At 35.3% G+C, this 16,517-nt stretch carries 15 protein-coding genes; 5 read left to right on the top strand and 10 right to left on the bottom strand.

Features of this window, described 5'->3' with window-relative positions:
* Positions 1 to 42 precede the first annotated feature (42 nt).
* The 5 genes from SOM16_RS13725 to SOM16_RS13705 all read right to left on the bottom strand — a co-directional run bounded on the left by SOM16_RS13725 (position 43) and on the right by SOM16_RS13705 (position 5,585).
* Entirely contained in the window at positions 43 to 972 is a 930-nt protein-coding gene (locus tag SOM16_RS13725; protein ID WP_320464567.1) for a hypothetical protein, read from the bottom strand.
* A 48-nt stretch (positions 973 to 1,020) separates the two neighbouring features.
* A complete protein-coding gene (locus tag SOM16_RS13720; RefSeq protein ID WP_320464566.1) occupies positions 1,021 to 1,770 on the bottom strand; it encodes a glycosyltransferase family 2 protein in 750 nt (249 codons plus the stop codon).
* A gap of 2 nt (positions 1,771 to 1,772) precedes the next feature.
* Positions 1,773 to 3,590 (bottom strand): ABC transporter ATP-binding protein, encoded by a 1,818-nt coding sequence (locus tag SOM16_RS13715; protein ID WP_320464565.1) that lies wholly within the window; start codon positions 3,588 to 3,590, stop codon positions 1,773 to 1,775.
* 129 nt (positions 3,591 to 3,719) lie between these two features.
* The gene (locus SOM16_RS13710; protein ID WP_320464564.1) at positions 3,720 to 4,706 is read right to left on the bottom strand and encodes a glycosyltransferase family 2 protein; all 987 of its coding nucleotides are present in this window, start codon (positions 4,704 to 4,706) and stop codon (positions 3,720 to 3,722) included.
* Positions 4,707 to 5,585, bottom strand: a complete 879-nt coding sequence (locus SOM16_RS13705) for a glycosyltransferase family 2 protein (protein WP_320464563.1) — start codon at positions 5,583 to 5,585, stop codon at positions 4,707 to 4,709.
* 67 nt (positions 5,586 to 5,652) lie between these two features.
* Between SOM16_RS13705 and meaB the strand changes: the two genes are divergently transcribed.
* Positions 5,653 to 6,552 carry a methylmalonyl Co-A mutase-associated GTPase MeaB gene (meaB, locus tag SOM16_RS13700; RefSeq protein ID WP_320464562.1) on the top strand — a complete coding sequence of 300 codons (900 nt, stop codon included), beginning with the start codon at positions 5,653 to 5,655 and terminating at the stop codon, positions 6,550 to 6,552.
* 295 nt (positions 6,553 to 6,847) lie between these two features.
* Positions 6,848 to 7,039 (top strand): cold-shock protein, encoded by a 192-nt coding sequence (locus tag SOM16_RS13695; RefSeq protein WP_010599638.1) that lies wholly within the window; start codon positions 6,848 to 6,850, stop codon positions 7,037 to 7,039.
* Positions 7,040 to 7,118: 79 nt separating this feature from the next.
* Here the strand turns inward: SOM16_RS13695 and SOM16_RS13690 are convergent, their stop codons facing one another.
* Positions 7,119 to 7,523 (bottom strand): GxxExxY protein, encoded by a 405-nt coding sequence (locus tag SOM16_RS13690; RefSeq protein WP_320464561.1) that lies wholly within the window; start codon positions 7,521 to 7,523, stop codon positions 7,119 to 7,121.
* 1,127 nt (positions 7,524 to 8,650) lie between these two features.
* Between SOM16_RS13690 and SOM16_RS13685 the strand changes: the two genes are divergently transcribed.
* The 3 genes from SOM16_RS13685 to SOM16_RS13675 all read left to right on the top strand — a co-directional run bounded on the left by SOM16_RS13685 (position 8,651) and on the right by SOM16_RS13675 (position 12,186).
* Positions 8,651 to 9,331 (top strand): succinate dehydrogenase cytochrome b subunit, encoded by a 681-nt coding sequence (locus SOM16_RS13685; RefSeq protein ID WP_320464560.1) that lies wholly within the window; start codon positions 8,651 to 8,653, stop codon positions 9,329 to 9,331.
* A gap of 19 nt (positions 9,332 to 9,350) precedes the next feature.
* On the top strand, positions 9,351 to 11,330 hold the full coding sequence (locus SOM16_RS13680; RefSeq protein WP_320464559.1) for a fumarate reductase/succinate dehydrogenase flavoprotein subunit: 1,980 nt from the start codon (positions 9,351 to 9,353) through the stop codon (positions 11,328 to 11,330).
* An 85-nt stretch (positions 11,331 to 11,415) separates the two neighbouring features.
* On the top strand, positions 11,416 to 12,186 hold the full coding sequence (locus SOM16_RS13675; protein WP_320464558.1) for a succinate dehydrogenase/fumarate reductase iron-sulfur subunit: 771 nt from the start codon (positions 11,416 to 11,418) through the stop codon (positions 12,184 to 12,186).
* 577 nt (positions 12,187 to 12,763) lie between these two features.
* Here the strand turns inward: SOM16_RS13675 and SOM16_RS13670 are convergent.
* Genes SOM16_RS13670 through SOM16_RS13655 form a run of 4 tightly spaced genes read right to left on the bottom strand, consistent with a single transcriptional unit; the run spans position 12,764 to position 16,504 of the window.
* Positions 12,764 to 13,483, bottom strand: a complete 720-nt coding sequence (locus tag SOM16_RS13670; RefSeq protein ID WP_320464557.1) for an energy transducer TonB — start codon at positions 13,481 to 13,483, stop codon at positions 12,764 to 12,766.
* A gap of 31 nt (positions 13,484 to 13,514) precedes the next feature.
* Positions 13,515 to 14,126 (bottom strand): hypothetical protein, encoded by a 612-nt coding sequence (locus tag SOM16_RS13665; RefSeq protein WP_320464556.1) that lies wholly within the window; start codon positions 14,124 to 14,126, stop codon positions 13,515 to 13,517.
* A gap of 15 nt (positions 14,127 to 14,141) precedes the next feature.
* Positions 14,142 to 16,130, bottom strand: coding sequence for a TonB family protein (locus SOM16_RS13660; protein ID WP_320464555.1), 1,989 nt, complete (start codon positions 16,128 to 16,130; stop codon positions 14,142 to 14,144).
* Positions 16,127 to 16,504, bottom strand: coding sequence for a BlaI/MecI/CopY family transcriptional regulator (locus tag SOM16_RS13655; protein WP_320464554.1), 378 nt, complete (start codon positions 16,502 to 16,504; stop codon positions 16,127 to 16,129). Before SOM16_RS13655 ends, SOM16_RS13660 begins: the two co-directional genes overlap by 4 nt.
* Positions 16,505 to 16,517 lie beyond the last annotated feature (13 nt).

Here is a 16,517-nt window from a genome sequence, read left to right as displayed (position 1 = left end):
CTGTTTTGAGAAGCCAAACTAATTCTAAAACAATTGTTCAGATTACTTTTTCTTTTTAAACAATCTTTTTATAAATGTTTCTTTTTTTTGATAGGCCCACTTTATACTTAAATAAAAATCTACCCCAGCTTCAATCATTTTTTTCTGATAGGAATCATACAATAACTTTACATCTGGATTTGTTGCAAAAGTGTAGCGATAATTAGTCGAAATTTCATGGTTAGTATGTTTGTAAGAACTGAAATGATAAAATTTAAGGGTTGAGACATTATTTACCAAAAACTTTCCGCCTTCCTGGCTACTTAATGTCCTTTCATGTAGGTTCCATGGCCCCATATTGTAACCTGGATCAAAAAGTATTTTAGTAGATTCTGACCAAAATAAAGGGACATAGTTAATCCATAACTGGTCTACAAAGAACCCCTGTTTCGTTCTGTAATAACCTCTTGTTAAAGTTCTATCCTCCCACCAGTCCAATAATTTCATGTAATCTCCCTGATTGGTTAAGCCTATATAACCCAAGTTATATAAACCGTGGTTTAAGAAAAGATTTTCATTAGGTGAGCCGTCCTGCCAGGTAATCGGGCTAGTAATATGAGGTGTAAGGAGAATGGGTGCATCTTTAAAATGGGCATCTAAATGTTTAATCTCATCCAACAGTTCAATGTCGGGATCGAAGTAGTGTACCATTTGAGCACCTTTGTTAAATAAATATTTAAAGCATGTTCCCTTAATACACGTATTAAGTTCAATGATGTTATATTTTTCAACTAGGGCAAAAAAATCGATAGGAAGTGTTTTTGCCAGTACAAATTCAACTCCTTCAAATTTGTTGTACTCTATGTGTTCATCTAGTTCATCAACTAAAAAAAGGTAGAATTTGTAATCACCAGCAAATTTAATGAAAGATTGGGATAGTACTTTTGCTTGTGCAAGATAACTATTTGTACATATGGTAAAAGCTGCTTTCATTTAAAAGGAATTTAATCTAAAATACTTGGGTTATTAATTGGAATTATATTATTTACTTTTCTTCCTGAATAATTTTTGTAGCCATAAGAATGCTTTTCTAAGATGAAAAAATATATAAACATCCCATGGAAAGATTTCTTCTATGATTTTTGCTCTGTCTTCTTCAAATGCGAGATCTATTGTATGGATACCGGAAGTGCCCATGTCGTTAAATCTGGAAACAATAACATTCAAATACTTAAATGTATAGCTGCTTTTAAAATACAATTGGATATTTAAAAAGTAATCTGCCCAAATTCTATATTTGGTTTCATAACGGTATTTTTTGAATACACTTAAAGGATAAAATATTGTTTGATGATTAAAGTTATGTTTACTAAGTGAGTATCTTCCCATGTTGCCAAATCGAATTGTTTTTCTATTTAGGTAGTATGCATTTCCAAAAATTACCTCCTCTTTGTTTTGCTGTTCTTTAAATATTGCGGAAAGTACACCGGGGTCATATAGCTCATCATCTGCTCCTAAAAAATAGATCCAGTCTCCAGAGCATTTATCTATCGCCTTGTTCATGGCATCGTAGATACCATTATCTTTTTCTGTAGAAAAAAAAGCAATATCAGCGCGATATTTTTGGATGATTTCAATCGTTCCATCTGTTGAAGCACCGTCAAGTATTATAATTTCGAAATTAGAATAGTCTTGAACTAATACGCTTTTAATGGCTTGTTCTATTTTATCAGCCGCATTTCTAACTACAATTACAATACTAACTTTAGGTAGTTTATTGTTTAATGGCATACTTAATCATTAAAAGTCTGCATATTAATCAATCGCCTGTATAAGCCATTAGTTGCCATTAGCTCTGAATGGCTTCCTGTTTCAAGCACTTGGCCTTTATCTATCACCACAATTTTATCTGCGTGCTGTATGGTGCTTAAACGGTGGGCAATTACAATTGATGTTCGGTTCTTCATTAAATTATTTAACGCATCCTGTACCAGTTTTTCCGATTCAGTATCCAAAGCCGAAGTGGCTTCATCTAATAACATAATTGGAGGGTTTGCTAATACTGCCCTTGCAATGCACACACGCTGTCTTTGCCCGCCAGATAACTTGTTTCCTCTATCTCCCACAGATGATTGATAACCATTCTCTGTATTCAGGATAAATTCATGCGCATTGGCGATTTTTGCTGCGGCAATTACCTCTTCTTCAGTAGCACCTGGTTTTGCAAACGCAATGTTATTAAAAATAGTATCATTAAATAAGAAAGATTCCTGATTAACAATTCCCATTTGTGCACGGAGATCTTCAATTTTTAGGTCTAGATAATTTATGCCATCCATTTTAATCGCACCCGATTTTGGGTCATGGAAACGTGGAATTAAGTCCATTAACGTACTTTTCCCTCCACCAGATGGCCCAACTAAAGCAACGGTTTTTCCTTTTTCAATGTTGATGTTGATACTATTTAGAATTTGTTTTTCTCCATAATAGAAAGAGACGTTTTCTAGTGAAAGCGATTGCTCGAACAAGCTAATCGGTTTTGCATTAGGTTTATCAATTAACTCTGGCTTGGTATCAATTAGGTCTAATACACGTTCCCCTGCTGCAATACCAGAATGAATTCCACTAAATGAATCTGTAAGTGCCTTTACAGGTTGCATTACCTGCGAAAATGTTGCAATATAAACGAGGAATTTGGAAGGTGTTAAATCACCCTGTCCGGTCAAGATCATTGTTCCTCCATATAACACGATGAAAACAACTACGAGTACACCTAAAGTCTGTGATACTGGCGAAGCCAATTGCTGCCTCCTGACCATTTTTCTATTTAAAAAGGAATAAAACCTATTTTCAGCTTCAAACTTATCTTTCACTCTTTCTGTAGAATTAAATGCTTTAATAATCTTGATTCCGCTTAAGGATTCGTCCAGAAAGCCTATCATCCGGGCAAAAGATTCATGCGACTCTTTAGCCTGCTGTTTTAACCGCTTTACGATCTTACTAATAATAAAACCTGAAATCGGGATCACCAGCAGTGAAAATAGTGTTAGTTTTAACGAAATTGAAATCAATACACCTATATAAAAAAGTAACTGAACCGGCTCTTTAAAAACAACCTGAAGTGTATTAGTTACTGTAAACTGAACTACCTGAACATCTGATGCCACCTTAGAAATAATATCGCCTTTGCGTTCATTGTTAAAATAACCAATATGTAAATTCATCACATTATTAAAAACTGTTCTTCTCAAATTTAAGAGGGTATGAACCCGCAAATCTTCCATGTAACGCTGTGACAAGTAGCGGAAAAGGTTGGCTAAAACGACGGTGATAACAATCACTACACAAACAAATTTTAGTGTTTCAGTTTTTCCATATTGATCAATCCAAATATTAATTTGCTGACTAAATTTAGCCATAAAATCAAGTGAGGAACTGGCTTTACTTAATGTAGTTGGGGCATCCTTAACAAAGAGTGTTTCTAGTAAAGGCCCTAACAAAGTAAACAGAAATGTATTAAACGTGATCGCAAAAAGCGTAGCAATCACATAAGGAATAGCGAACTTCTCAATTGGTTTTGCAAAAGATAATAGGCGAAAGTAAATTTTCATTTTATGTAAAATGGAATATGTAAAATTTGATGTGCCTAAAAAGCAGATCAAGAAAAATCAAAATAAAACTTGGCAAATGTACGGTTTTCAAATAGACCATTATATTCTGAGTCTTTTAGACCTGTAAAATTACAATCGCTTTATGCTTTTACCTTTGATAGATTTATTGATAACTTCCATCACGTCAGAAATATTTATAAAAGAATTATATTTCAGTTTTAATCCTGAAAGTTTCTCGCGACTGATTTCAATAGATATAAATGATGCTAAATATTGTTTATAAGCCTCCCAAATCCAAAGTTTACCAGTTAAAAGTTTCGGGATAATCTCTGCAGATAGAAGATAGAATGGAAGCAGTAATAAACGCAATCCATTTAAGTGAATGTGTTGCAGTATGAATCTGTTTCGATAGTATTTTTTCTTGATAAAATCTGATTTAATCTGAGTTTTTGTGCTTCCGCTGACATGATGAAAACAAAAAGACTGGTGTTCATAATAGCATTTCCAGCCCAATTGCCAGGCTCTTAGGCTCAGGTCAAAATCTTCTGAAGAAAAAGGAGAAAAAATTTCATCAAATCCCCCCAATTCTTTCAGTTTTTGAGCATCAACTAGTGCATTGGCGCCAGAAAGATAGGCTGTGTAAATATTTTCATCTTCAACATTCTCGCTATAATAGAATTTATTCGCTTTTATCCGGCAGCCTGAATAGTAAAGTAAGCGGGCAGCATCTTCTATTCTGGCTTCATCAAAACTCATAATTCTGGCCATTACACCGAATGTATCCTTTCTGCTGAAGTATTTCCATTGATGCTTAAAGTAATTTGGATCAAGCTTTACATCTGAGTTTAGTAATAAAATTAATTCATATTTAGATTCTCTAATCCCATGGTTGCAGGTATAAGAAAAGCCTCTGTTTTTATCGTTAATAAGAAGTTTGATGTTTTTATAATTCTGTTTAATGAAAGGAATGCTATCATCCTTTGAGCCATCATCAATCACAATCACTTCAAATTCAGTCTCTGCATTTTCAGCAGCAATAAAAACAGATGGCAGATATTTTTCTAATAAATGTTTACCATTATAATTTGGAATAACGATAGAAACGCTTTTTTGCATTTACTTCACGATTTTATAATTTCTGTATTCAAATAAACGCAAGCCCGTTAAATCTTCAATTTTTTGCAACAGCCTTCTTCTGAAATTCATTTTAGGGGTTTCCCGGGTTAAATCCTTATCAAATTTCCAGTTTGCAGCAGAAATTCTTTCCGCCATAACTTTCGGATGCGTGCCTTTAAAGTGCACTAACCGATCAGCATTGTGCATATCAAACGTTTCCTGAACGGGAAAATTTTCTTCTATCCATTCTTCAGTTTGGTAATACTGATTAAAGTTCCGGACTTTTCCCTGTAAGCCTTTAGGAGGTTTCACCCAGCCGTAGTGATAAATGTAAGCATCAATCAGTTTAACTTTTAATTTTCGGTCATTTATTCTAAATCCCTGCGCATCGCGATAAGAATGAATGCCAGGTAAGTTTTTCAAAATTCTAACTTCCCGGCGATACCATCGACGAGATTCTGCCAGATAATCATATGAAGCATAAAAGTGCTTATATTTTAATAGGAGTGCTTCAATATTATTGTTGCTTGAAGCTAACTCCATTTCTTTTTTAATTAACGGAAGATAGTCTTCATGAATGGCTTCATCTCCCTGAATATAAATCATCCAATCGGTGTCCTTTGAAATGGCTGCTATGGCTTTATTGGTTTCATCAGCAAAAACCCGCCCGCCTTCGCGAATGGATTCATCCCAAATGGTATCAATAATCCTGATTTTTTTTTGGTCAATGCTTTTAACTAACGCTGCGGTAGTATCAGAAGAATTTCCAAGTGCTACCACAAACTCATCGCATAAAGGCAGAACAGATAGTATCGCCTCCTTTGCAGGATAATCGTTTACAATTACATTTCTTAAAAAGGTAAACCCGGTAACTTTCATGGAGTCTGAAACGTTTTGCGCTTAAAGGCGTAATATTTTGTTAATTTGTACAAAGATAGTTTTATTGATGAATACCCCTCTATCCATTTTAGACGAAGTTAAGCAAGGTAATTACAGGGTTTTGGCGAGGACACTAACGCTAGTTGAGAACGATATTTCGCCAGCAGATGCCATTCTGAAAAATTTGGATAGTCGCTCAGGTACGCCTGTCATTGGCATTACGGGGCCGCCTGGTGCCGGAAAAAGTACGTTGGTTAATGCCATCACTAATTTTTTTACACACCGAAATAAACGGATTGCCATTTTAGCAATTGATCCGACTTCGCCTTTTAATTTCGGTTCTTTACTGGGCGACCGCATCAGAATGGCCGGACAATTCAACAATCCTGATGTTTTTATTCGTTCTTTAGCAACAAGAGGCGCTTTAGGTGGTATCTCTGCCAAAACGATAGAAATGGTTGATGTATTGAAAGCATCTCACTTTGATTTAATTTTTATTGAAACGGTCGGCGTAGGGCAGTCTGAAGTGGAAATAGCGGGCCTAGCAGATAAAACAATTGTAGTTTTAGTTCCTGAATCTGGAGATGAAGTTCAAAATATAAAATCCGGATTAATGGAAATTGCGGATTGCTTTGTGGTGAATAAAGCAGATCGGGATGGAGCAGACTCTTTTGCTAATAACTTAAAAAAAATTGTACATCAAGGACTGAAATCAATTCCGATTTTAAAAACGGTAGCGGATAAAGATTTTGGAGTGGATGAACTATGTGCTTGGATTGCGGAACCGATTGTTAATAGCCATCAACGAAAAGAATTTCTTTTTGCTGAAAAGGCATGGAAGATTATTCAGAATCAAAAAATGCAGGCAATTGATAAGAATAAGTTGCGGTCGGGTATTCAGGAAGCCTTGATGCAGAAAGATTTTAATATCTATCGCTTTGCAGAAGAGTTTGTTTCTACTTTATGATGCTTAATCTGCGTGCAGAAATTAATTTTTTGAGGGATTTACAATTTCCGATTGGGTCTCATACATACTTTGGTGATGATTTTAAGCTGAGAAACGGGGCTAAAATGAAGCATTGATTCCCAAATAATGATCATATTTAAAGGAATTTAGAAAATTAATAATTTTATTTTTAATTAAAATGTAGCTTAACAGCCAGTAAAACAGCACGTTTAGCGGATGTTTAATTTATTTTAAATAAAAAATTGATTTATAGGTATTTAACCGTTATCTTTGGTCAAAATTAAAATACAATATAATGCAACAAGGAACAGTAAAATTTTTTAATGAAACTAAAGGTTTCGGATTTATCACTCCATCTAATGGCGATGCCGAAATTTTTGTTCATGCTTCAGGCTTAATTGACAACATTCGCGAGAATGATACCGTAAACTACGATGTAGAAGAAGGTAGAAAAGGCCTTAACGCGGTAAATGTAAAAGTAGCTTAAGAAAACTCGAACACATAAATCGTAAAAAGTCCCGATGCAAATCGGGACTTTTTTTGTGCCAAAATTTGAACACAAGAGATTAGTCTGGTAAAATTTTGTAATATTCATTAACAAAAGGTTTAAGGGATTTGGTAATATTATCCGTAAAGAAGTTTATTAGCAGACCTTGTGGAGCATTTAATAATTTCATATAAGTTAATATCTGCGCTTCATGAATCGGTAGTAACTGTTCTACCGTTTTAAGTTCTACAACTATACAGTCATCTACCAAAAGATCAACTCTAAGGTTGACGTCAATCAACAGATCATCATATTCAACGGGTACCATTACTTGTTTAGTTACCTGATGTCCATTTTTTTCTAATTCATAACTTAAGCATTTCTCATATACGCTTTCCAGTAAGCCAGGGCCTAAATGCTTATGTACGCGAATAGCATAGCCGATTATGTCATAAGACAATTGTTTCACTTCTTTTTTTGTCATCGTTTCTAAGGTTATAAAAATTAGTCATTAATACCATAGGGATGATTATTGTGATAATTTTTGTTCGTATTTTAATTACCACAGAATAAAGATCGCTAATTTTATGTTGCTGGTATAAAAAATCTGAATTTGGTTAACCGATATCTAATAGTATGTTTTTATAGTGGATATAGTCTGCGCCATTTTCTGTGACATTTAAATGGTTTGGATATAACAAATTTTTGGAACCATAAGCCATTAAGAGTTAATAAGGCTATATAAATACAGTAGATATTTGTAGTATGAAACTTAATGCCTAATGGTTTATTTATCGTTGAAATTTGAACAGTCGAAGGCTTTTGAACCATTAAGGCATTAAGAATTATTAAGGTGTATTAAATAAGTAAGTGTTTGTAGATGTGGAGCTTAATGCCTTGATGGATCATTTATCATTCAAATCTGACTTGTCGAAGGCTTTTGAACCATTAAGGCATTAAGAATTATTAAGGTGTATTAAATAAGTAAGTGTTTGTAGATGTGGAGCTTAATGCCTTGATGGATCATTTATCATTCAAATCTAACTTGTCAAAGGTTTTTGGAACCATAAGGCATTAAGAATTATTAAAGTGTATTAAATAAGTCGGTGTTTGTAGGTGTGTAGCTTAATGCCTTGATGGATCATTTATCATTCAAATCTGACTTGTCAAAAGTTTTTGGAACCATAAGCCATTAAATGTTAATAAGGCTGTATAAATACGGGAGGTGTTTGTAGTATGAAACTTAATGCCTTAATGGTTTATTTACCGTTCAAATTTGAACAGTCAATGGCTTTTTGAATCGTTAAGGCATAAGAATTATTATGGCGTATAAGACAGGTATTTAAATATCGAACTAATGCCTTAATATTATAGCAATGCTATATTGTAGTCAGGTCTCTTTAAATATTATAGCAATAAAAAAATCACATATCTGCCGTCTTTATTTTTCAACGGATACTTTTAAAATTCAGTAATTCTTTCAATTTCTTTCGTTTCTGGCTTTAGAATGTTTCTAAATAAATGTTTTATCGCTCATTTGTCATAATCGTTTATAAATTAAACTCATAATTAGATACTTTTGCAAGAAATTTAGATATAAATCTTAATCAAATGAGTGGTTTTGGAAATGCTCTTTCTTCATCAATAGGAAAGAAATTTATTATGGGTGTTACAGGTATATTCCTGATACTCTTTTTAATTGTACACTGCGGTATTAACGCATTAATTTTTATTAACGATGGCGGTTTAACTTTTAATGTTGGAGCTCATTTTATGGCGACCAACTGGATTATCAGAGCAGGTGAAATAGTGCTGTTTATCGGTTTATTGGCACATATTTTCCAGGCGTTAAGACTAACGTTAGAGAATCAAAAAGCCAGACCTCAAAAATATGCAGTTTATGATGGCAAGGCAAATAGTAAGTGGTATAGCCGTTCTATGGGTTTACTGGGTACGCTATTGCTGATCTTCTTAGTGGTTCACTTAAAAGACTTCTGGGTAGTTTCCCGTTTTACTGGAATCCCAACAGTTGATGCAAATGGACATGAAGATTTATACGCGGTGATGAAAGATAAATTTCAAGATCCTGTGCGTGTAGCCGTTTATATTTTAGCGATGTTTTCTCTGTGTTACCACTTATTACATGGTTTTGCTTCTGCTTTCCAAACAATGGGTTGGAATCACTCCAAATATAACGGTATCATTAAAGGCGCAAGTGTTTGGTATTCGATCATCATTTCGATTCTATTTGCCTTAATGCCAATTGCAGTTTATACCGGTTTAATTAATTAGTTTTTAGCACAAAAGAGATATGTCAGATATTAATTCAAATATACCAGAAGGCGAATTAACCAATAAATGGACAAAGTTTAAGTCTTCTGTGCCGTTGGTTAATCCATCGAACAAAAGAACTATTGAAATAATTATTGTGGGTTCAGGTTTAGCTGGTGCTTCGGCAGCAGCTACGTTAGCCGAAATGGGTTACAAAGTTAAATGTTTTTGTTTCCAGGATTCCCCACGTAGAGCGCATTCTATTGCTGCTCAAGGCGGAATCAATGCCGCAAAAAATTATCAGAACGATGGCGATAGTACTTATCGTTTATTTTACGATACGATAAAAGGTGGCGATTACCGTTCCCGCGAAGCCAATGTGCATCGTTTAGCTGAGGTAAGTGTTAACATTATCGATCAATGTGTGGCCCAAGGTGTTCCTTTAGCGCGTGAATATGGTGGCTTGTTAGATAACCGTTCATTCGGTGGTACACAAGTTCAACGTACATTCTATGCTGCAGGTCAAACTGGTCAGCAATTATTATTAGGTGCTTATTCTGCTCTAGAACGCCAGATTGGTATGGGTAAAGTAGAAATGTATACCCGTCATGAAATGCTTGAAGTTGTCAAAATCGATGGTAAAGCCCGTGGTATTATTGCACGTAACTTAATCACCGGTGAAATCGAACGTCATTTCGGTCATGCAGTTGTATTGGGAACAGGTGGTTACGGAAACGTGTTTTATCTTTCTACCAATGCAATGGGAAGTAACGTTACGGCTGCGTGGAAAGCACACAAACAAGGTGCTTACTTTGCAAACCCTTGCTACACACAAATTCACCCAACTTGTATTCCGGTTTCCGGCGATCATCAGTCGAAATTAACGTTGATGTCTGAGTCGTTACGTAACGATGGAAGAATCTGGGTACCTAAAAAGAAAGGTGATGACCGTAAGGCTTCCGAAATTCCGGAAGACGAAAGAGATTATTATTTAGAGCGTCGTTACCCTGCTTTTGGTAACCTGGTTCCGCGTGATGTTGCTTCCCGTGCAGCGAAAGAACGTTGTGATGCTGGTTATGGTGTAGGTAATTCTAAATTGGCTGTTTATCTTGATTTCAAGGCAAATACAGAACGTTATGGTAAAATAGAAGCTTCTAAATCTGGTAATAATAATCCGGATAAGGAAACTTGTATGCGCCTGGGTACTGAAGTTATCAAAGCGAAATATGGAAACCTTTTCGATATGTACGCGCAGATTACTGGAGAAAATCCTTATGAAACACCAATGCGTATCTATCCTGCGGTTCACTATACCATGGGCGGATTATGGGTAGACTATAACTTAATGACCAGCGTTGAAGGTTTGTATTGCACAGGTGAAGCTAACTTCTCCGATCATGGTGCTAACCGTTTAGGCGCATCTGCTTTAATGCAGGGCCTGGCAGATGGTTACTTCGTTTTACCTTATACAATTGGTGCTTATTTATCAAAAGAAATTTCTGTAAAAGCAATTTCTACCGATCACCCAGCGTTTGTTGAGGCTGAAGAAAGAGCAAAAGGCATTTTAAACACTTTGGTTAATATTAAAGGAACGAAGTCTGTAGATCATTTCCATAAACGTTTAGGCCACATTATGTGGGAGAAATGTGGTATGGCTCGTAGCGAGAAAGGCTTAAATGAAGCAATCGCCGAAATCAGAGCATTACGTGCTGAATTCTGGAGCGATGTTCGTGTGCCAGGATCTGCAGATGAGTTGAATACGGAGCTGGAAAAAGCTGGTCGTGTAGCAGATTTTATTGAACTAGGTGAACTGATGTGTATTGATGCATTAGACCGTAATGAAAGTTGTGGTGGTCACTTCCGTGAAGAGTATCAAACTGAAGAAGGAGAAGCTTTACGTGATGATGAAAATTATGCATACGTAGCTGCCTGGGAATTTAAAGAGGGTGTAAACTTTGAGCTTCACAAAGAAGAACTGAAGTTTGAAAATATTAAAGTAGCACAAAGAAGTTATAAATAGTAGCAAGACACTAGTGTCAAGTATCAAGACTTTAATCTAAACTTGATATTCGATTCTCACTACTTGATACTTAAATCTCAATATCATGAGTACAGGAAATATGAACTTAACGCTAAAAGTTTGGCGTCAAAAAAATAACAATACCAAAGGTGCTTTGGTAGATTATAAATTAGCTGGTATTTCTCCAGATATGTCTTTCTTGGAGATGTTCGATGTGTTAAACGAACAATTAATCAATAAAGGTGAAGAGCCGGTAGTATTTGATCACGATTGTCGCGAAGGTATTTGCGGGATGTGTTCAATGTTTATCAATGGTCGTCCACATGGTCCGAAAGACCTGGTTACTACTTGCCAGTTACATATGCGTTCTTTCAAAGATGGCGATACCATTGTTGTTGAGCCATGGAGAGCAGCAGCTTTTCCGGTAGTAAAGGATTTAACGGTAGATCGTTCAGCTTTTGATAGAGTTATTGCTGCAGGTGGTTTCATTTCGGTAAATACCGGTAATGCACAAGATGCAAATGCTTTGCCTATTCCAAAAATGCAGGCAGATGCAGCTTTCGAGGCCGCGGCTTGTATTGGATGTGGTGCTTGTGTGGCAACCTGTAAAAATGCTTCAGCTATGTTATTTGTATCGGCTAAGATTTCACAGCTGGCAAGATTGCCTCAAGGGCAGCCAGAGCGTTACCGCCGCGTACAAAGCATGGTAGCACAAATGGATGCAGAAGGTTTTGGTAACTGTACTAACACCGGAGCTTGTGAAGCAGAATGTCCTAAAGGCATTTCATTAGAAAACATTGCCCTGATGAATCGTGATTTTGCAAGTGCAAAGTTCATTTCAGAAGAAGCACTTTAAAATATACTGTGCATTCAGCTTAACGGCTGAATCTTGAGCCTCAGACCTAGTTTGGGGCTTTTTTTATTTCTTTGAAACCGCACTGCGCAGTTATTTTAGAACCACTCCAATAAGGTTTGTAATAAGGGGGTATTCGGAAGCGTTAATAATGTATACCTCATAATATAATGAAACCTATGCGGTATCAATCGAAACTTCTGAAATTAGAAAGTAAACAAAATATAAGTTGCTAATTTGGTAATATTCTTATGTTAGCATATCATTATTTTCGTAATTGAAAATTATATTCTGTAAAATTTGTATATACATTAAAATTTTTATAAATTTAGTCTTCCGAGACAGGAGAGAAAACACGAAACCCCGGCTATTTTTAGCAGGGGTTTCGTGCATTATAATTTTTCGAGTTTGTTAATTTGCCTAATGTTTTTAACTCAGATATAGTAATAGCCATTTAATATTTCGTTGAACTGGCTGACGGTCGGTTGGGCCTGGGTGCTATCTTGCTGAAGATTTAACTAATTGATTGATGTCTCATCAACAGCCTTATAAATAGGTGTCTTTTAATTTACGCTATATATTAACTCAACGTAAAGTTGATAGCCATTTGGTATTTTGTTTTAACTGGTTTGCCATTGTTTAAACCCGGATTCCATCTGGGGGAGGATTTAACCACACGTAAGGCTTCCTGATCTGTTTCTTTAGAAAGTCCTTCCATGATTTGAACATCCGTTAATGTGCCATCCTTTTGAACATTAAAGGAGAGATAAACTTTTCCTTGTATTCCATCTTTTTTTGCCTGAGCCGGATATTTTAAGTTCTTTGCCAGATAAGCATACATTTTGGTTTGTCCTCCTGGATATTCCGGGTACCTGTGCATTGGCTTGGTAAGACTTGCTTTTTTATCAGTACCTTTATTATTCAGGTTAAAATTTACATTAATGTTGTATCTCACCCGAACTGGTTGACCACTGTATATACCAGGCTCCCAATTTGGAGATTTCTCCAATACACGCTTCGCTTCAGCATCTGTTTCTTTACTTAAACCTCGTGTAATTTGCACATCAGTTAATTTACCATCTTTTTCTACTATAAAAGAAGCAAATACTTTTCCTTCAGTTTTGTTTTTTACCGCGATTTCAGGATATTTTATTTCACTACCTAAGTACTTATAAAAATTAGCAATGCCGCCCGGGTAAATGGGTTGTTTTTCTACTGATACAAAGTCATAAACTTTTTGTGCTTGTGCCGAAATACTAAGCAAGACCATACCCGTTAGGGCTAAAAATAGCTTTCTCATAATGTTGGTTTTAGAATATGTTAAAGATTAATTAATTCTTTTCTGGAGTTAGCGTAGTATCTTTTGTAGTGATAATAATTACGCCGTTTTTGCCTTTTTCTTTATAGATTGAAGTGGCACTGGCATCTTTTAAAATAGTAACGGATTTAATTGTATCAGAATCGATGGCCTTAATGTTTTCCGTTTCTTTTCCATTCAAAATATATAGTGGCCTGGCTTTTGGATCAGAATCTCTTTGGAATAAATCTCTGACGATTACGTTGTTTTCTTTGCTGGGCCGAAAATTGAAATTTTTAATTTCGCCATTAATCTCAAGATTGCCGGTGTCTATTTCTTTATTATATATCCCTGCTAAAGCGGTTTTGGTTTTAATTTCAATTACACCATTAATGCCATACTTTTTGATAGCAGCACTATCTTTCAAAATATTTAACGAAGCAATATCTTCTGGGGTAACTAATTTTGTAACGTCTACGCCTCTTAAATACTGCTTGTTTCCATCAATTACAATTAATGGGTTTGCTGCTTTTTCAGGAGTATTCCGTCCAATTGTTGATTCAGATATTTTAACGGTATCTGTTTTTTGCGCTTTACTTTGTAAGCTAAAGGCCAAAGTAATCGCCATTAATAATATTCTTTTCATAATCTTGAGGTTTAATTAGAACTTTTTTATCAAATGATCATATGTGGATTTTTTATCAATAGTTAATTCAGCATTTTCAGGATTTCTGAACAGGCCACTTTTGACCTTTTTGGTAATAATGAGCATTGCGCCATCTTTCGCCTGTAAACCATAAAGGCTTGTTGCGGCATTATCCTTCAATACACTTACAGATTCAATATCATTCGGATTTATTGTATTTAAAATCTTATGATCAGTTACCTTCACGCCATCGATAATTAAAAGGCCATTAAAACTGCTTAAATCTGTTGAGGATTTAGATGGTTTTAAGGTGATTTTTGTCTGGTGATCAATTTTTGACTTGTCTGCAGTATGCGCTAAAGTAAAGTTCACATTAATGTTATACTTTACCCTTACCGCCTTACCTTCTGAAAGTCCGGGATTCCATTTAGGTGAATCCTTAATTACCCTTATCGCTTCTTCATCTGTACCACTACCTAACCCCCTTGTAATCTGAATATCGGTTAGCTTTCCATCCCGTTCCACAATGAAACTTAGAAAAACCTTTCCGCTCACATTGTTATCAATTGCCATTTTAGGGTATTTGATGTTTTTACCGAGGTATTCATAGAATTTCGTGATTCCTCCTGGGTATTCAGGTTGCTTATCTATGGAAACAAAATCGTATACTTTTTCAGCTTCTTCATTATTTAAATAGGGTTTTGAATAGCCGCTTACCGTAATGTCTGAAAGTTGCTGATAACCTTTTAAAGCTAAAGTTTTGGCGATTTTAGTTCTGGACTCTCTATCTGAAAGTCTAAACCCTACTTTTAAAGTATACTTCCCATTCGGTAAATCTTTAAAACCTTTGTAGGATAATAGTGCTTTCATCACTTCCTCATCGCATCCATCGCCAAGATCTATAACGGAACTTAGGTTTTTTATCTTATTGCTTTGAAGGGTAAATTTTACTTGTGTAGTTCCTTGTACATTATTCTTTTTCGCATCGGAAGGGTATTTTATGGATCGCCCCATAAAGCGATAAAAGGCATTCCAATTGCCTTCAAGTTTATCTATAGAAGGGCTGATGATGCTTTTAGATGATTCTTGGGTAACCAAATCATTATTTGTTACCATTTCCTGCACCATTTCAATTGGTATTTCCAAAGGAATTTGATCGGAAATGGCCATTAATTTTTCGTTTTTCCGGATGGTTGCAGAAGAGAAAACGATTAAAATTGCAAGTAGTGGAATGAATATGCCATATTTAAAAATCGCTGTCTTTTTTGATTTTTCTTTATGCAACATGAAAATTCTTTTTTTGATTAGTGATTTATCAAAAAAGCCGTTTGTTAAACTATTCGGAGCAATTCTAAACGATTGACTCAAAATTAACATTGCATACTCTGCTTTATCGCCTTGATATTCTGCAGCAAGCTGATCTGCCAGAAATTCGTGTATATTTTTTATTGATTTTTTGTACAGATATATAATTGGATTAATCCAGGTCAAGATTCCCAGCACCTCGAAAAATAGGATATCAACAGTATGCCATTGCTTAATATGGGCATCTTCATGCACATCTATTACATTTGCTAATGGCAGGTCTTGATCTATAACCTTCTGACTAAAAAACGAAAATGCTGATCCGGATTTTGCCGAATTGATTAAACCTTTAACAGCAAATAAGTTGAACACCAACCTCCCCAGGAAGAATAAAACACCAGCAAAGTAGATAAAAACAAAAGCATTTACCCAGGTTAAAACAGATTTATCATCTGTAATGATTGTAGCCTGTTCTAAAACAGTGTCCCAATTTACCGAGGTGTAAACTTGTTTGGCAGCCTCCTGGGTGGTAATCCATTCTAGGCGGATAAATGGAATGCCTGCAGAAAGAATTCCGGCAGCAACTAAGTAGATTCGGTTCAGGATGAAATAGGTTTCTTTATCTAATAGTAATTTATAGAAAGTATAAAATACAATCAGATATAAGTTTACCTGGAGGAGGTAGTGGGCAAAACTCATTTTGGATTTCGTTTAATGTTATTGATCATTTTTAAAATCTCATCTACATCACTTAAATCTAATTTCTCCTCTTTAACAAAGAAAGAAAACATACTTTCAACTGAATTTTCAAAGTAATTGCCAAGCAGTTTTTCTGTAGCATGGCGTTTGTACTCTTCTCTGCTAATTAAGGGGTAGTACTTGTGTGCTTTTCCAAACGCTTCATGACCTATAAAGCCTTTGGTTTCGAGAATACGAATGATAGTAGAAACGGTATTGTAAGCAGGTTTCGGTATGGGTAACTCATCTATAACATCTTTAACAAATGCTTTTTCCAATTGCCACAGCACCTGCATAATCTGTTCTTCGGCTTTGGTTAAATCTTTAATATCCATAATGGTTCTAAAA

It is taken from the genome of Pedobacter sp. CFBP9032 (assembly GCF_034045265.1).
Lineage (GTDB): Bacteria > Bacteroidota > Bacteroidia > Sphingobacteriales > Sphingobacteriaceae > Pedobacter.
The sequence above is the reverse complement of the archived record's forward strand: the minus strand, read 5'-3'. Positions and strand labels throughout refer to the sequence as shown.

Excerpts from the sequence above, each read along its gene's own strand:
- SOM16_RS13675 (WP_320464558.1), top strand. The coding sequence starts at position 11,416 with ATGAGTACAGGAAATATGAACTTAACGCTAAAAGTTTGGCGTCAAAAA.
- SOM16_RS13685 (WP_320464560.1), top strand. The coding sequence starts at position 8,651 with ATGAGTGGTTTTGGAAATGCTCTTTCTTCATCAATAGGAAAGAAATTT.
- meaB (WP_320464562.1), top strand. The coding sequence starts at position 5,653 with ATGAATACCCCTCTATCCATTTTAGACGAAGTTAAGCAAGGTAATTAC.
- SOM16_RS13710 (WP_320464564.1), bottom strand. The coding sequence starts at position 4,706 with ATGCAAAAAAGCGTTTCTATCGTTATTCCAAATTATAATGGTAAACAT.
- SOM16_RS13670 (WP_320464557.1), bottom strand. The coding sequence starts at position 13,483 with ATGAGAAAGCTATTTTTAGCCCTAACGGGTATGGTCTTGCTTAGTATT.
- SOM16_RS13660 (WP_320464555.1), bottom strand. The coding sequence starts at position 16,130 with ATGAGTTTTGCCCACTACCTCCTCCAGGTAAACTTATATCTGATTGTA.
- SOM16_RS13720 (WP_320464566.1), bottom strand. The coding sequence starts at position 1,770 with ATGCCATTAAACAATAAACTACCTAAAGTTAGTATTGTAATTGTAGTT.
- SOM16_RS13665 (WP_320464556.1), bottom strand. The coding sequence starts at position 14,126 with ATGAAAAGAATATTATTAATGGCGATTACTTTGGCCTTTAGCTTACAA.
- SOM16_RS13715 (WP_320464565.1), bottom strand. The coding sequence starts at position 3,590 with ATGAAAATTTACTTTCGCCTATTATCTTTTGCAAAACCAATTGAGAAG.
- SOM16_RS13695 (WP_010599638.1), top strand. The coding sequence starts at position 6,848 with ATGCAACAAGGAACAGTAAAATTTTTTAATGAAACTAAAGGTTTCGGA.
- SOM16_RS13680 (WP_320464559.1), top strand. The coding sequence starts at position 9,351 with ATGTCAGATATTAATTCAAATATACCAGAAGGCGAATTAACCAATAAA.
- SOM16_RS13690 (WP_320464561.1), bottom strand. The coding sequence starts at position 7,523 with ATGACAAAAAAAGAAGTGAAACAATTGTCTTATGACATAATCGGCTAT.
- SOM16_RS13725 (WP_320464567.1), bottom strand. The coding sequence starts at position 972 with ATGAAAGCAGCTTTTACCATATGTACAAATAGTTATCTTGCACAAGCA.
- SOM16_RS13705 (WP_320464563.1), bottom strand. The coding sequence starts at position 5,585 with ATGAAAGTTACCGGGTTTACCTTTTTAAGAAATGTAATTGTAAACGAT.
- SOM16_RS13655 (WP_320464554.1), bottom strand. The coding sequence starts at position 16,504 with ATGGATATTAAAGATTTAACCAAAGCCGAAGAACAGATTATGCAGGTG.